This window comes from Pseudomonas syringae group sp. J248-6 (assembly GCF_032586995.1).
In the GTDB taxonomy this organism is placed as follows: Bacteria; Pseudomonadota; Gammaproteobacteria; order Pseudomonadales; family Pseudomonadaceae; genus Aquipseudomonas; species Aquipseudomonas amygdali.
This window is the reverse complement of record NZ_JAWHOP010000021.1, coordinates 53,011-70,422: the sequence shown is the minus strand read 5'-3', so window position 1 is coordinate 70,422 and position 17,412 is coordinate 53,011. Positions and strand designations below refer to the sequence as shown.

Annotated in this window: 2 protein-coding genes (1 of these 2 only partly in view); both read right to left on the bottom strand. The window is 61.7% G+C overall.

Translation table 11 applies throughout. From position 1 onward, the window contains the following. Positions 1–7,918 carry the beginning of a non-ribosomal peptide synthetase gene (locus tag RYC17_RS21895; RefSeq protein WP_316904454.1) on the bottom strand. 9,869 nt of this gene lie to the left of the window's left edge, so only the first 7,918 of its 17,787 coding nucleotides appear in the window; it begins with the start codon at positions 7,916–7,918; the stop codon falls past the left edge of the window. Continuing rightward, positions 7,915–17,412, bottom strand: a complete 9,498-nt coding sequence (locus RYC17_RS21890) for a non-ribosomal peptide synthetase (RefSeq protein WP_230018713.1) — start codon at positions 17,410–17,412, stop codon at positions 7,915–7,917. The genes RYC17_RS21895 and RYC17_RS21890 overlap by 4 nt, the downstream gene beginning before the upstream one ends.

Here is a 17,412-nt window from a genome sequence, read left to right as displayed (position 1 = left end):
AAGCCGTCTCCGATTGCTGCTCCAGTGCCTGCACCAAATGGACAAGAGCTTGTTGCACATAAGCGCAAATCCGTTGCGGATCAATACCCGGCGCAGTCTGGGCAGTCAGGCTGAACGCATCGCCGAAGTCATCGATACACAGGGTCAGCGGGTAGTTGCTGCGCTCTTCTGCATGCACGACCTCAATCCCTTGCCATGCAGCGTTGCTTGCCTGGTCATCGACCTCAGGCACAGCGCTGTGGCGGTAGTTGAGCAACGTATTGAACAGCGGCGCGCCAGCCGGCAAGGCGCTGCATCGCTGGGCCAGTGCCAACTGAGCATGCTCGTGGGTGAGCATGCCGACCAGACGAGCGTGCAGGTCGAGCACCGCACTGCGCGCGCAATGCCCGCCCAGGTCCATGCGTAGCGGCAAGGTGTTGATAAACACACCCAAGGCCCGCTCGCCGCCTTCGCCACCGCGCAACCGTCCAAGCAGTACGGTGCCGAATACCACGCTGTCGCGCCCGGACAACTGCCCCAGGACCTGAGCCCAGGCCAGGTGCATCAAAGTAGCGGCGCTGACGCTCAGTTGCCTTGCCTGATCACGAACCTGATGGCACAGGTCGATGTCCAGTGTGAGTCGGGCCTCGCCAGGAATCTGATCTGCCGATGCCATTACCAGGCCGTAAGGCAGGGTCGGCTCATCGACATCGCCCAACTGCTCGCGGAAGAACGCTTCATGGGCCTCGTCGCCAGGCCCTTGGAGGACGTGGGCGATGTAATTTCGGTACGGCACGGGCGCTGCGAGCGACGCTTCGTTGCCCAGCAGTACGGCCTGCAATTCATGGCTCAGTACATCAAGGGCAATATGGTCCATGATCACATGGTGGTAACGCAGAACCGCCGCAATCCTGTGGTTGGCGGGGTCATGGGCATAGACCAGATGCAGCAGCGGAGCCTGAGTAAGGTCCATGCGTGGGGCATTGAAAAGGTCGTGCAACGCTGTCTCTTGAACGTGCATGGGAGCCTGACGCCAGACCACCTGCACCGGCGTTTGCAAACCTTCCCAGAACAACGCGGTGCGCAGCATATCGTTGCGTTCGATCACCCGCTGCAATGCATCGCAGAAAGCGTCCAGCCGCGATACGTCGGCGAACGCAAACTGCGGCTGCAACAGATAGGGATCGCTGTCCCCGGCGGTCAGGTGGTGGTAAAGAATGCCTGTCTGCAAGGGGCCCAGCGGATAAATATCCTGCACATTGGCGGCACCGCCCGGCACCTTCGCGACGATACGGTCGATGGCTGGCTGATCCAGCGCTACTAATGGCAGCAGTTCGGGTGTAATGCGCTGGCAGTGCGCATCGATCAGGTTGGCCGGCACTTTGACTTCAGTGTCGCGACCGACGGCGTCAGCCAGTGCTGCCAGTGTTGGCTGAACAAACAGAACACGAATGTCGGCACGCATGTCCAGACGACGCATACGCGCAATCAGGGTCACAGCCAGCAATGAGTGGCCGCCCAGTTCAAAGAAGTTATCCTGACGCCCAACCTGCTCCACATGCAGCAATTCGGCCCAGAGGCTGGCCAGGGCGATTTCGATCGTACCCTGCGGCGCTTCATAGGCTCGGCTGGCGATACTGTCGCGATCCGGTGCCGGCAAACTTTTGCGGTCCAGTTTGCCGTTCGCCGTGACTGGCAGGCTGGCCAGCCTTACAAAAGCCGCAGGCACCATGTATTCGGGCAGCAGCCCCGACAGCCAGGCACGCAACTGCTCGATATCCAGCCCGGTTTTATCTTCACCGCAGGTGTAATAGCCAACCAGTCGTTTGTCGCCCGGCACATCCTCGCGTGCCACTACCACCGCGTCGATGACATCCGGATGATCGTTCAGGCGAGACGCGATCTCACCCAGCTCAATACGGAAACCGCGAATCTTGACCTGTTCGTCGTTACGGCCCATGTATTCCAGGCTACCGTCGGCCATCCACCGTCCAAGGTCGCCGGTACGGTACATGCGCGCATCCGGTGCAGTGCTGAACGGGTTGTCGAGGAAACGTTCGGCCGTGAGCGCTTCACGGTTCAGATAACCCCGCGCCACACCGGCACCGCCAACATACAGTTCGCCGACCACGCCTACCGGCACCGGCTCGCCGCGGGCGTCGAGGACATACATCTGCAAATCGGGAATACGCTTGCCGATAGGACTGGCACCGACACGCATGGCGTCTTCGGGCTGCAACGGGTAATAGGTCACATGCACCGTGGTTTCGGTGATGCCGTACATGTTCACCAGCTGTGTTGCGGCGTTCACGTTTCGGGCATACCACGGCTTGAGCATCGCTGTTTCCAGTGCTTCACCGCCGAAAATCACCTGGCGCAGCGAGTGCGCCTGCTCGTTCTCGCTTTGGGCAGCGATCAGTTGCCGGAACGCGCTCGGCGTCTGGTTGAGCACCGTTACCCCGGCACTGCACAGCAGGCTGTAGAAGTCTTCCGGCGAGCGGCTGACCAGTTGCGGCACGATCAACAAACGTCCGCCATACAGCAATGCGCCCCAGATTTCCCAGACCGAGAAATCGAAGGCAAACGAGTGGAACAGTGCCCAGACATCCTTTTCGTTGAAACCGAACCAGTCATCGGTGGCCGAAAACAGTCGTGCAACGTTGCGGTGTTCGATCATCACACCCTTGGGCTGACCGGTTGAGCCCGAGGTGTAGATGATATAAGCCAGGCTCGTGGGCTTTACCGGCACCTGCGGATTAGAGGCGGACTCGTCCTGCAAATCGGTATCGTCGAGACTGATTACCGGCACGTCTGACACCGGCAGGGCGTGCTGCACTGACCGCTGACTCAACAACGCCACTGGCGCGCTGTCGCCGAGGGTGTAGGCCAGACGCTCGAGTGGGTAAGCCGGGTCCAGCGGCACATAGGCGCCACCGGCCTTGAGAATGCCCAGCAGGCCCGCGATCATTTGCAGGCTGCGCTGCGTGCAGATGGCAACACGGTCATCCACACTGATGCCCATGCCGATCAGGCGATGTGCAATTTTATTGGCCTGGGCGTTGAGTGTCGCGTAGCTCCAGGATGTATCCTCGAACGTCACGGCAATCGCATCCGGCGTGCGCTGCACTTGTGCTTCAAACTGGCTGTGCAGGGTCAGCCCCTGCGGGTAAACCGCATCGGGTGCATTGAAACCGTCGGTCAACTGCCGACGCTCGCTACCCGACAAGAGCGGAATGTGGTTCACGACCGTCTGGCTGTCGGCGACCATGCCGCTCAATATCGCCTCCAGGTAACCCAGATAGCGTTCGATGGTGCTGCGGTCAAACAGCGCTGTCGCATATTCCACGATGCAGCGGAAACCATCGGCGCTGTCGCCGACGCTCAGCGCAAGGTCGAATTTTGCGAAAGCGGCCTGCTCTTCCAGCGGTTCCAGGTGCATGTCGCCCAGTTGCAAATCCAGACCCTGGCTGCCGTCCCAGGTCAGTGATGCCTGGAACAAAGGGCTATGCGAAAGACTGCGAGGCGGTCGCAAGCGCTCCACCACCTGCTCGAAAGGCAGGTCCTGATGGTCCTGCGCTGCCACAACGCGGGCCTTGATGCGGGCCAGAAGCGTCACAGCATCCGGCTCGCCCGAGGTATCGACACGCACGGCCAGGGTATTGACGAACAGACCGATCAGGCCTTCGATTTCGGCATGGCGGCGGTTGGCAACCGGCATGCCGACGACGACTTCCTCCTGGCCGGACAAGCGCGTCAGCAATGCGGCCCAGGCCCCCATGAACAGCATGAACGGTGTCACCGACTGCTCATGGCAGAAGGTCCTGAGGTCGCTGCTCAGGCGCGGATCGAGATCCAGCGTGACACTGGCCCCGGTATAGTCCTGATGCGCAGGCCGTGGACGGTCAGTGGGCAAGGTCAACAGTACCGGCGCACCCGCCAGTGCCTGCTGCCAGTAATCGCCCTGATGGCTCAACCGTTCGGCGTCCAGCCAGTTACGTTGCCACACTGCGTAATCGCCATATTGCAGCGTCAGCGCAGGCAGCGGATCATCCTGACCTTGACTGAACGCCTGATAAAGCGCGGTAAGTTCACGGGTCAGAACACCCAGCGACCAGCCATCGGCAACGATGTGGTGTACGGTCAGCAGCAAAACGTGACGGTCTTCAGCCAGGCACAGCAAGCGACCACGAATCGGCAGGTCGCGGTGCAGATCGAAGGGCTGCGCTGCCTCTTCCTTTACTACCGCCTGTAAGGCCCCCGCGTCCTGGCCACGCAAATCCTGCCAGCCAATATCGGGCACTACAGTGACGGACGCCGCCTGCACCCAGGCCTTGTCGTCTTCCTGGCTGAATTGGCTGCGCAGGCTATCGTGGCGGGCGACAATGCGTTCCAGCGCACGCGTCAAGGCACGTCTGTCCAGCGGGCCGCTCAGTTTCAGGCCCAATGAGATGTTGTAGGCGCTGTTGGCATCTTCCATTTGCGCCATGAACCAGATGCGCTGCTGAGCAGAAGACAGCGGAACAGGGCCGGTGCGTGGCTGCACGTCGATGGCAGGCAACTGGCTGCGCGCGGCAGCCGTCAGGCAGTGCGCCACCGCGATCAGCGAACTGTCGGCAAACAGGTCGCCAAGGGCAAGCTCAAGTGACAGACGCTGGCGCACCTGAGAAACCATACGCATGGCCAACAGCGAATGGCCACCCAGATCAAAGAACCGGTCATGACGCCCTACCCGCTCGACCTGCAGCAATTCGCTCCAGATGAGGGCCAGTGCGTTCTCCAGATCACCTTGCGGTGCCTGGTATTCCCCGGTCGACAGCGCATCGCGGTCGGGGACTGGCAATGCACGGCGGTCGACCTTGCCGTTGGCCGTCAGTGGCCAGCTTTCCAGTCGTACCAATGCGCCGGGCACCATATAACCCGGCAGGCGGGCCAGCAGCGCGGTACGCAATTGCTCTACTGTGGTGGTGGGAGCGTCTGCACGTTCAGTGAAGTAACCCACCAGCCGTGGTTGCCCCGGCTCATCTTCGCGAGCCAGGACCAGCGCTTCCTCGATGCCTGGCAATTGGCCGAGCTGGCTTTCTATTTCACCCAGTTCAATGCGCACGCCACGAATCTTCACCTGGTCGTCGTTACGGCCCAGGTACTCCAGCGTGCCATCTGCGTTCCAGCGCGCCAGGTCGCCGGTGCGGTACATGCGCGCCTGTGGTTGTCCGGAGAAAGGGTCGCGCAGAAAGCGCTCAGCAGTCAGTTGCGGCTGATTCAGGTAACCGCGAGCGACACTGTCGCCGCCAATGTACAGCTCGCCTGCCACACCCAGCGGGACCAGTTGCTGGCGGTTATCCAGCAAATAAACCGAGCTATTGGCGATGGGCTTGCCGATGTCCAGGCTGCCATTGGGGAACAGGCGGCCTGAGGTAGCGACCACCGTGGTCTCGGTCGGGCCATAGTTGTTGATCACTACGAAGCCTGGATCACGATGGAACTGGCGCAGACGGTCGCCGCCGATCAGCAGCGTGCGCAGGGTCGGGTGACGCAGGTTGCGACTGAAGGCGTACTCGGCAACAGGCGTGGGTAGAAATGCGACCTGCAACGGTTGGCTCAACCACCAGTCAAGCAGCGCATCGAGCTGTTCATTGCCGATCTCGGCGGGCGGCAGGTGCAATGTCGCCCCGGCGCACAAGGCTGGCCAGACTTCCCAGGCCATGGCGTCAAAACCAAAACCCGCCACACTGGCGGTGTGACTGCCCGCGCGCAGATCGAAGGCGGCGCGGTGCCAGTCGACCAGATTATTCAGCGTCCGGTGCTCGACCATCACGCCCTTGGGCTGACCGGTCGAACCCGAGGTGTAGATCACGTAGGCGAGATGAGTCGAATTGAGCCCATCGATGTGCGGGTTGCCTGGCTGTTGCGGCCAGTTCGCCAGGTCAAGGTCGATCAGCGGTGCTTCCAGCCCTTGCAACCCTGAAACCCCGTTAAGGCGTTCCACAAATGCCTGTTGCGTCAATACCGCAACCGGTGCGCTGTCAGTCAGCAAATAAGCGATACGCTCATCCGGATGCGCCGGGTCAACCGGTACGTAGCCCGCCCCGGCCTTGAGCACGGCCAGCAAGCCGACCAGCGTCTCCAGACTGCGTCGTGCAACCACGGCAACGCGATCGTCGGGCTGTACGCCGATGCCGATCAAGTGCTGGGCGAGCGCATTGGCGTGCGCGTTCAGTTCGCTGTAACTGAGGCATTGCTCGCCCACTTGCGCGGCGATCGCATCAGGCTGTTGCTCTGCCAGGTGTTCGATGCGCTGGTGAATCGTCAGCCGGCGTTCATAGTCGGCCTGCCGATCATTGAAGCCGAGCAGAAGCTGCGCTCGCTCGCTGGCGGGCACGATATCAAGCTGATCGACGGGCATCTGCGGCGTCTGCTCCAGCGCATCGAGCACACTTTCCATGGTCCATTGCATGTAAGCGCAAATGCTTTGCGCACTGATACCTGCGGTGGCTTGTGCGGTAAAGCCAAACGCATCGCCCAGATCATCGACGCTCAGTACCAGCGGGTAGTTGCTGCGCTCCTGAGCATGCAGCACCTCAATGCCCTGCCATGTTTCACCGGAAGCCTGCGCTGGTGAACTGTGGCGATAGTTGAGCAAGGCGTTGAACAACGGCGTCGGCGCTTGCACCCCGCTGCAGCGCTGAGCCAGTGCCAGTGGTGCGTGTTCATGGCGCATCAGTGCGGTCAGACGCTGGTGAGTTGCCCGTACTGCTGCTTGCACGCCTTGATCGTTCAGATCGAGACGCAGCGGCAAGGTGTTGATGAAGATGCCCAGCGCTCGCTCCGTGGCCTCGGCACCCAGCAGGCGCCCCATCAGCACAGTGCCGAAGACAACCCGTGATTGTCCGGCAAGGCCTGCCAGCACCCGTGCCCAGCCGAGGTGAAACAGGCTGGCGACGCTTACTCCCAGGGTCCGCGCCTGAGCGCGCAAACGCTGGCACAGCAGCAGATCAAGCGTGACACTGTGCTCTTCGAGCTCATCGCCGTCACCGCTCAAATCCTGCAGGCTGTAAGCCAGGGTCGGTTCGTCGAGGTCGCCGAGCATGTCGCGGAAGAACGCTTCATGCTGTTCTTCGCTGACGCCCAGCAACGCCTGCCCGACATAGTTGCGGAACGGTACAGGTACACCCAGCAGCCCGGCCTGCCCCGACAGGCACGCCTGTATTTCATGACGCACAACTTCCAGCGCACTGTGGTCCATGGCGATATGGTGGAACAGCAGCGTGGCCTGCACCCCCTGACCTTGCGCCGGCTCATGGCAGACCAGACGCATCAGCGGTGCCTGGCCCAGCACCATGGTTATGCCTTCGGCGCTCGGCGAGGTATCGACCTTGAGTTCAGCGTGACGCCAGACCACTTGCACCGGGGTTTCCAGACCGTTCCAGTGCACTGAGGTGCGCAGAATGTCATGCCGGTTGATGACGGTTTGCAGCGCCTGGGCGAATGCCTTCAGACGCGCCTGATCAGAAAAGGCGAATTGCACCTGCATCACATACGGGTCGCCCTGAGTGGCGGTAACGTGATGGTACAAAATGCCTTGCTGCAGCGGAGCCAGCGGGTAGATGTCCTGCACATTGGCGGCACCTCCCGGTATTGCGTCCAGCAACTGGTCGATGGTTGCCTGATCAAGCTCCACCAGCGTCAGCATCTGCGCAGTGATTTGCTCGCAGCCCTGAGGGATGCCATTGGCGGGCAACGTCAGTGCGCCGCGTTTGCTGTTCTGGTAGTCGCCTTGTTCGATGAGTTCTATGAGCGCCGGCTTGTGCTCGCGCAGGTGCTCCAGCAGACCGTTTTCGGTCAATGCACGGCGGTTGCCCTGCACTACCAGTTGTCCGTCCTTGACCGTCAGGTGAATAGCGTGAGCTTTGAGTGCCGCCAATAGTTCGTTGATGCTCACAGTATTATCTCCATGCTCTCTGTGATGGCTGCATAGCCTGCCAGCGTAGGTTGTTCGAACAGCGCCCGGACATCGGCCTCGATGCCTTCCTGGCGCAGGCGCGCAGTCAGGTTCACCGCCAGCAGCGAGTGCCCGCCCAGTTCGAAAAAGTTGTCGTGTCGTCCGACTTGCCCGACTCCGAGCAGCTCGCCCCAGAGTCTGGCGAGCAAGGCTTCGGTTTCGCCTTGCGGTGCTTCATAAGGGCGGGTCAGTAGCGCATCGCCGCCCGGCGCAGGCAAAGCCTTGCGGTCCAGCTTGCCGTTGGGGCTCAGCGGCATGGCGTCCAGGTGCACAAACAGTGCCGGCACCATGTAATCCGGCAGTTGCGCACGCAGCACCTCACGCAGTGTCTCGACCGGCAGCGGCGTGCCGGTGTAATAGGCCACCAGCCGCTGGCCGCCCGGGCGCTCGTCGCGAACCAGCACGACGGCCTGTTCAATCCCCGGATGACGGGTCAGGCAGGCTTGAATATCGCCAGGCTCGATACGCAGCCCGTGGATTTTCACCTGATCGTCATTGCGGCCGAGGAACTCGAGGTTGCCATCCGCCCGCTGACGCACAAGATCGCCACTGCGGTACAGCCGGTCGCCCGCCACGAAGGGGCTGTCGATAAAGCGTTCGGCGTCGGCTTGCGGCAGGTTCAGGTAACCACGGGTTACCCCGGCACCACCAATATGCAACTGACCGATAACACCCAAGGGCACAGGCTGGTCATAGGCATCCAGTACATACAACCGCGTGTTGCTGATCGGGCGACCGATAGGCAAAGCACTTTCCGGCACGGCCTGGTCGGGTTCCAGTGTCCAGACACTGCAATCCACCGTGGTTTCGGTAGGGCCATAAACGTTGTGCAGGCGTGCCTGCGGCAGTTGCTTGCGTAACTGCTCGGCCAGGGCGATGGTCAGCTCGCCACCGCCGCAGACGATGTCGGTCAGGCTGAGGCACTGGCTGCTTTGTGGCAGGTCGAGAAACTGCTGCAACAGCACCGGAACAAACTGCACCACGCTGACCTGACGTTCCTGAATCAACTGCGCCAGATACGCAGGATCGCGCTGGCCGTCAGGGCGGGCCAGCACCAGCGGGATACCGCTGCTCAACGGCCAGAAAATCTCCCAGACCGAGGCGTCAAAGCTGATCGGCGTCTTTTGCAACAACGCGCTGGCCGCTGTGGGTGGGCACAGTCGAGAACTCCACTGCACCAGATTGCTGACGTTACGATGCTCGACCATCACCCCTTTGGGCGTGCCGGTGGAGCCCGAGGTGTAAATCACATACGCCAGATGATCCGGCATCAGGCCGGGGACACGCGGGTTATCACCGCGCTGCATGTCCCAGGTCGAGCTGTCCAGGTCGACCCGCAGGGTATGTTCATCGTCGAGCAGATTGCGCGTGCCTGCATGCACCAGCAAAGCCACCGGCGCACTGTCCTTGACCATGTATTGCAGGCGCTCGCGCGGGTAGCCCGGGTCAAGCGGCACGTACGCGCCACCGGCCTTGAGAATGGCCAACAGGCCAACGACCATCGACAGGCCGCGCTCGACACAGATCGCTACGCGATCATCGGGCCGCACACCCACATCGATCAGGTGATGGGCCAGACAGTTGGCCTGTTCGTTGAGCTGTCGATAGCTCAGTTGCGAACGCCCGGCGCGCAGGGCAACAGCCTGCGGCGTGCGCACTGCCTGCGCCTCGAACAACCCTTGCAGGGTTTGTTGAAGATCGTGATGAACCGTCGTAGCGTTGAAGTCGACCAGCGAGCGCTGGCGCTCGTCGGCGTTCAGCACGGAAAGATGCTGCACAGGCAGATCCGGCTGGCATTCAAGCGCATCAACGATGCCTGTCAACGTCTGTTGCACATAACCACAGATACGTTGCGCACCCACTTGAGGTGGCACGGTGACACTCAGGCGCAGGCTATCGCCCAGGTCATCGACGTTGAGGCTCAACGGATAGTTGGTGTGCTTCTCGCTGGCCAGAATCTCCAGACCGCGCCACGCGTCGAGTTGCGCATCCTGACGGGCCTGGCCTGCGGCGTGTCTGTAGTTGAGAATCGCACTGAACAACGGCAAGGGCGCGGCCACCCCGCTCCAGCGTTGGGCCTGAGCCAGAGACGCATGTTCATGACCCAGCAGCGCCGCAAGCCGGGCGTGAGTAGCGCGTGCACTTTCACGTATACCGACGTTACCCAGATCAATTCGCAGCGGCAGTGTATTGATGAACATGCCCATGCCGCGGTCGGCACCCGCACCGCCCTGCAAACGACCCAGCAGGACAGTGCCGAATACCACCCGGTCAGTGCCGGTGGCCGCAGACAGAACGCGCGCCCATGCCAGGTGAAGCAGGCTGGCGACACTGACCCCAAGTTGCCGAGCCTGGCCGCGCAGGCTTTGCAGCAGCGCGTCAGGCAGCACCTGCTGCGCTTGTTCGATGGAGCGGCCGTCACCCTGCACGTCGCGCAGATCGAATGGCAGCGTCGGCGCGTCGATATCGCCCAGTTGCTCGCGGAAGTAAGCTTCGTGCTCCGCTTCGCTGACACCCAGACGCGCCTGCGCCACATAGTTGCGATAAGGCACGGCGGGCTGCATTGGACCGGGTTCGCCGCGCAGATGGGCGAGCATTTCCTCACGCATGACCTCAAGCGCAGTGGCGTCCACCACGATGTGATGGAACATCAGCGTTGCTGAAAGGCCAGAGCCCGTCTCGTCCGGGCAATAAGCCAGGCGAATCAGCGGCGCGCAGCTCAGGTTCAAGCGTGCCGAGCCTGCGGGCGCATCGATTTGCGCTAACGATACACGCTCGACAAGCAGATCAGCCTGACGCCAGACGACCTGTTGCGGCGTGTCGAGTCCTTCCCAGACGATTGCCGTGCGCAGGCTGTCATGTCGGGCAATGACCTTGCGCAGCGCGTCGGCCACCGCCGCCAGGCGCTCCGGGCTGTCGACGTTGATGCGCAATTGCAGCAAGTACGGGTCGCCCTGCTCGGCGGTCAGGTGGTGATAAAGAATGCCTTCCTGCAACGGTGCCAGCGGGTAGATCTCCTGCACGTTGGCCGCGCCGCCAGGCACCGTGGCGACTATACGCTCGATGGTCGTCTGATCGAGCTGTGTCAGGCTGAGCAGATCCGGCGTGATGTGTGTGCAACCGGCTGGAACGCGGTTGGCAGGCGCAGAAATTTCACGGCCTTTGCCTACCGATGCGGCCAGAGCGGCAACGGTCGGCTGGCCGAGCAGCACCCGTACATCGACGCTGAGGCCCGCATTGCGCAGGCGCTCGACCAGGCTGACCGCCAACAGCGAATGACCGCCCAGTTCAAAGAAGTTGTCGTGCCGTCCGACTTTCTCCAGACCCAGCACCTGCGCCCAGAGACCGGCCATGATGGTCTCTGTTTCGCCTTGCGGTGCCTCGTAGGCCTGCCCGCTCAGTTCTTCCAGTTCAGGGTCCGGCAAGGCACGGCGATCCAGCTTGCCATGACTGGTCAAGGGCAGCGTGTCCAGGCGTGTAAAGGCCAGCGGCACCATGTGCGCGGGAAGGTGCGCGCGCAGCGCTTCACGCAGGACATCGGGGGTGACAGGTGAGTTTTCGGTAAACCAGGCCAGCAAACGTTCGCCGCGCACCAGCACCACGGCATCCTGGACCTGCGCCTGACTGGCCAGGGTCGCCTCGATTTCGCCGAGTTCGATACGCATGCCGCGAATTTTCACCTGATCATCGTTGCGCCCCAGGTAATCCAGACTGCCATCGGCGTTCCAGCGCACCAGGTCGCCGCTGCGATACATACGTGCCTGCGCCTTGTCGCTGAACGGGTCGGCAATAAAACGCTCTTCGGTCATCTGCGGCCGGTTCAGATAGCCCCGTGCAACCCCTGCTCCGCCGATGTACAGCTCGCCGATGACACCCACCGGTACGGGCTGTAACTGCCCGTCCAGTACGTAAACACGGGTATTGGCAATCGGGCCGCCGATGTGCAGTGCGCCACCCGGCTTTACCACGCCCGAGGTGGCCACCACGGTGGTTTCGGTCGGGCCATAGTTGTTGACCACGGCGAACCCCGGGTCGCTGTCAAACTGACGCAAACGGTCGCCGCCGATCAGCAGCGTGCGCAGCGTCGGGTGCTGACGAGGGCGTCTGAATGCCTGTTCAGCCACCGGAGTCGGCAGGAAACTGACCTGAAGTGGCTGTTCCAGCCACCAGTCGAGCAACTCATCCACGTGTTCGTTGCCGACCTGTGCCGGCGGCAGATGCAGCACGGCACCGGCACACAATGCGGGCCACACTTCCCAGGCCATCGCGTCAAACCCGAAACCTGCCACGCTCGCCGTATGACTGCCAGCCTGCAGGTCAAACGCCTGGCAATGCCAGTGGACCAGGTTGACCAGCGTGCAATGTTCAACCATGACGCCTTTGGGCTGGCCGGTTGAACCGGAGGTGTAGATGACGTAAGCCAGATTATGCTCATCAAAGCCCGCTACCGACGGGTTGCTGGCGCACGCCTCAAGCCAGTTGATCTGCTCGATGTTCAACTGCGCTGTATTGCCCGCCAGATCGCGCGTCGAGTCTTCGGTCAGGACCACGCGAGGTGCGCTGTCCTCCAGCAGGTAAGCAATTCGCTCCGCCGGGTAGACCGGATCTACCGGCACGTAGGCAGCTCCGGCCTTGAGCACCGCCAGCATGGCGACCAGCCGCTGCGGGCCACGGTGCAGGCACAACGCGACCCGTTCATCTGCTGTGACACCCAGGCCGATAAGATGGTGAGCCAGGCGATTGGCTCGCTCGTTCAGCTGTGCGTAAGTCAGGACGTTGCCGCCCTGAATCACCGCAGGACTGTCGGGGCGGCTGGCTGCCTGCGCTTCGATCAGCTCATTCACCGTGCAATGCTGCGCAAAGCCCTGTTCGCTATCGTTGAAATCGAGCAGCAAATGGCTGCGCTCTTCGGCGTCGAGAATCGAAACGTTTTCCAGCTTCAGTGGCCGCGCCTCTTCCAGCGTCTCCAGCAAATGCGCCAGCGTATTGAGCACCCAGCCAGCGATGCGCTCGGCGCCCATGCCTTGCAGCGCCAAGACATGCAGGTCGAAGCCTTCGCCCAGATCGTCCACGCTGAGCGTCAGCGGGTAGTTGCTGCGCACATCGCCGCCGAGCACCCGCACGCCTTGCCAGAGACCTTCACCGTCCTGTGGCTTTACGTCAGCACTGTGGCGGTAATTGAGCAGTGCGCTGAACAGCGGCGAACCTGATGCAACGGCACTGCAGCCTTGAGCGAGCACCAGCGAAGCCTGTTCATGAGCGATCAGTGCAGACAGCTTCGAATGGACGGCTTTGACGGCCGCCCGAGTGGTCAGCGCCGTATCGACCCGCAGCGGCAGGGTATTGATGAATACGCCAAGCGCCTGATCAGCCCCCTCGCCACTCATGCGCCCCAACAATACGGTGCCGAACACCACGTCCCGACGATTGGCCAGCACCCCGAGGACCCGCGCCCAGGCAAGATGCATCAGGCTTGCAGCGCTCACACCGAGTTGCCGCGCCTGTTCGCGCAGTCGCAGGGCAAGGGCGTGATCAAGTGACCGTCGATCCTCCTCGATGCCACTGCCGTCGGCACGCACGTCCTGTATGCCAAACGGCAAGGTCGGCTCTTCGACATCACCAAGCATTTCACTGAAAAACGCGCTGTGACCGGCCTCATCGCTGGCCAGCCGCACTTGCGCTACATAATTGCGATAAGGCACCGGCACTCTGAGGTCAGAACGCTGGCCGAACAGCAACGTCTGCATCTCGCGGCTGACAATTTCCATCGCGGTGTTATCAAGAACCAGATGATGGAACAGCAAAATGGCGACTGTTTCTCCGCTTGCCGGCTCATGGGCATGCACCAGACGCATCAACGGTGCCTGTGACAGGTCCAGTCGATGGTGGCGGGCGTCAAAGCGCCTTTGCAGGCGGTCGATGACCGCCATTTCTGTTTCTTCGGCATCGAACTCGATAGCCTGCACGGTCAGTTCGGCGTTGCGCCAGACCACTTGTTGCGGACTTTCCAGCCCTTCCCAGGCCACCGAGGTGCGCAGAATGTCGTGCCGGTCGATAACGTGCTGCAACGCATCGGCCCACGCGCACAGACGCTGCGGCGTGTCGAATGCCAGACGCCATTGCAACAGGTACGGATCGCCCTGCTCGGCGGTCAGATGGTGATAAAGAATGCCTTCCTGCAACGGTGCCAGCGGGTAGATTTCCTGCACGTTGGCCGCGCCGCCCGGTACGCTGGCGACAATCCGATCAATGGCCGATTGTTCAAGCGAAACCAGGCTCAACATCTGCGGTGTGATCCGGGTGCACCCTGGCGGGATAAGGTTTGCAGGTGCCTTGAATGCCTGAGCATCGTTTTGCCAAGCGGCCAGAGCAGCCAGTGTCGGCTGGCTGAGCAGCGCATGCACATCTGCCGTCAGCCCCGCCTTGCGCAGTTGCTCGACCAGGTTCACGGCCAGCAATGAATGACCGCCCAATTCGAAGAAGTTATCGTGTCGCCCTACCCGCTCCACACCCAGCACTTGCGCCCAGATGGCCGCCATGGCGATTTCCACCTCGCTCTGAGGGGCCTCGTAAGCTTGACCCAGCAGGTACGCCGGGTCCGGGTCAGGCAGTGCGCGACGGTCAAGCTTGCCGTTGGCCGTCAACGGCAGTGCGGCCAGACGCGTGAACGCGCGCGGCACCATGTAACCCGGCAGTCGTGCTCGCATTGCAGGGGTCAGTGCGTCGGTGTCGACCGCAGACGTTTCAGTGAACCAGGCCAGCAGGTGCAAGTCGCGAATCAGTACCACCGCATCCTTGACACCCTCCAGGCTGGCCAGCATCGCCTCGATTTCTCCCAGCTCGATGCGCATGCCACGAATCTTCACCTGATCATCGTTGCGCCCCAGGTAATCCAGGGTCCCGTCGGCGTTCCAGCGCACCAGATCACCACTGCGGTACATCCGCGCTTGTTCGACATTGCTGAACGGGTCGGCGACAAACCGCTCTTCGGTCAATTGCGGCTGGTTCAGGTAACCGCGCGCAACGCCTGCACCACCGATGTAAAGCTCACCGGGAACGCCCACGGGCATCGGTTGCAACTGCTCATCGAGCACGTAAACCTGCGTGTTGGCGATGGGGCCGCCGATGTGCAGCGAGCCATTGGCCAGTACCTGGCCCGAGGTGGCGACTACCGTTGTTTCGGTCGGACCATAATTGTTGACCACGGCATAACGGCGGTTATGAACGAATTGACGAAGGCGGTCGCCGCCGATCAGCAGAGTGCGCAGGGTCGGGTGTTCTTCGTCCTGACTGAAGGCGTACTCAGCCACTGGGGTCGGAAGGAAGCTGACGTCCAATGGCTGGGCACGCCACCAGTTCAACATCGCTTCAATGTCCTCCCCGCCTTCCTGAACCGGGGCCAGATGCAGGGTTGCGCCCGCGCACAGGGTCGGCCAGACCTCCCAGGCCATCGCATCGAAGCCGAAGCCGGCGAGGCTGGACGTATGACTGCCCGCCTTCACGTCGAACGCATCGCAATGCCAGTCAACCAGATTGGCCAGCGTACGATGCTCCACCATCACGCCTTTCGGCTGGCCGGTGGAGCCCGATGTGTAGATCACGTAAACCAGATTGTCACTGCTCAGCCCCGCCACCTGCGGATTGTTGTCGGGCCCCTGACTGTCTGGGCAGTGGTCCAGCTCGATCAGCGGCATTGCCAGCGGTGGCAGACGGTCGATCAGCGTTGATAGCGTCAACACCACCACCGGCGCACTGTCGCTGAGCAGGTAATGCAAACGTTCGCGTGGGTGTGACGGGTCGATGGGCACATAGGCAGCGCCCGCCTTGAGGACCGCCAACAGCCCGACCAGGGTTTCCAGGCTACGGCGGGAAACGATGGCAACGCGGTCGTCAGGTCGGACGCCCTGGTAGATGAGGCGCTGAGCCAGCGCATTGGCCTGCCGGTTGAGTTGCGCGTAGGTCAGGTGTTGCCCCTGATAAACCGCTGCCACCGCATATGGGCGGGTCCGTGCCTGTTGCTCGATGCGTCGATGAATCAATTGCTCTTCGGCAGCATTTTTTTCAGTCTGATTCCAGGCCTGTATCTGCAATTGCTCAGCTGGCGCTGAAATGTGGAAGTCTTGAAGCTTGAGCGTCGGGTTTTCAAGGCCCTGCTCCAGTATGTGTAGCAGACGCCCGGCGATGGCCTGGGCCTCGGTATCTTCGATCCAGGCGCGATGGTGGACCAGATGCAGCGCTGCATCGTCGTTGTAGCTGTTGGTGCGCAAGTGGATGGCCAGCGGCGTCGCCTCATAGCCATTGGAGACTTTTACCGTGTGTGCCTCAGCCTCGCCGTAGCAGTAACCGTGGTCTTCCAGCTCGTAGGACACCGAGACTTCGAACAACTGCGCGCGCTCCTCGCGGGATAACTCCAGGCTGCGATTGAGCTCGCTCAGGGGGAAACGTTGATGACGGAAGTCGCGTTTCAGCGCGTCACGTACCTCGACCACCAGAGCACCGAAGTCCAGCCCGTCGGCGAAGGCCATGCGCACCGCACTGACCTGGGCGAAGTGACCAAGGGTGGCCTTGAAGCGCGCGCCGTTGCGGTTGAGTAACGGCAAGCCCACAATCCATTCTTCGCGTTGCGCCGTACGCGTGAAATAGACATGCAGAACCGCCAGCAACACATGAAACGCCGAAGCATTGTGGCGCTCGGCAAATTGCTTCATACGCGCATGCAATGCCTGGGGAAGTGCCTGCACCCAGGCATGGGACGGCGCCGGGTCTGTCGCTCGGCGGTTGTGATAGCGCGATACCAGCAACGGTTCCGGCAGGTTACGGTATTTTTCCAGCCAATAGGCCTTGTCCAGCGAATAGCGCTTCGACGCATGGTACTGCGCATCGTCAGCAATGAAGGCGCGGTAGCCTGGCGCACTGAGCTCAAGGCGCTCACCTGCCATCAATGCGCTGTAAAGCTCGCCAAGGGACTTGAACAACTGGCCGAAGCCCCAACCATCAAGAATAAGATGGTGGGCCTGGCCCACCAGCCAGTGCTGATCCTGGGCAAGACGGATCAGGCGGAAATCGATCAACGGGCTGCCATCCAGTGCGTATGGAAGCCGCATGTGGTCATTGACCAGCGCTCGCGCTGCACGGGTCGGCTCGGGGTGATCACTGAAGTCGTGTAACGGTAGGGTCAGCGGCATGACAGCAGCGTATGACTGAAGCGGCAAGCCATCCGCCCCTGCTCCCGGCATCAGCACTGTGCGCAGGCTTTCGTGAGCGGCAACCAGTTGTTCCAGCGCTCGATGCAGATTCGCCGGGTCAACCGGCCCGGTCAGTTGCAGGTAGCCGCCGATGTTGTAAAGCGGAGAATCGCCACGGCTGATCTGGTCAAGCCAGATATCACGCTGAGCAGCGGTCAGAGGGAAAGTTTCAGCGGCTGAGGCAAACAT

Coding starts and splice junctions, on each gene's coding strand:
- RYC17_RS21890 (WP_230018713.1), bottom strand. CDS start 17,412: ATGTTTGCCTCAGCCGCTGAAACTTTCCCTCTGACCGCTGCTCAGCGT.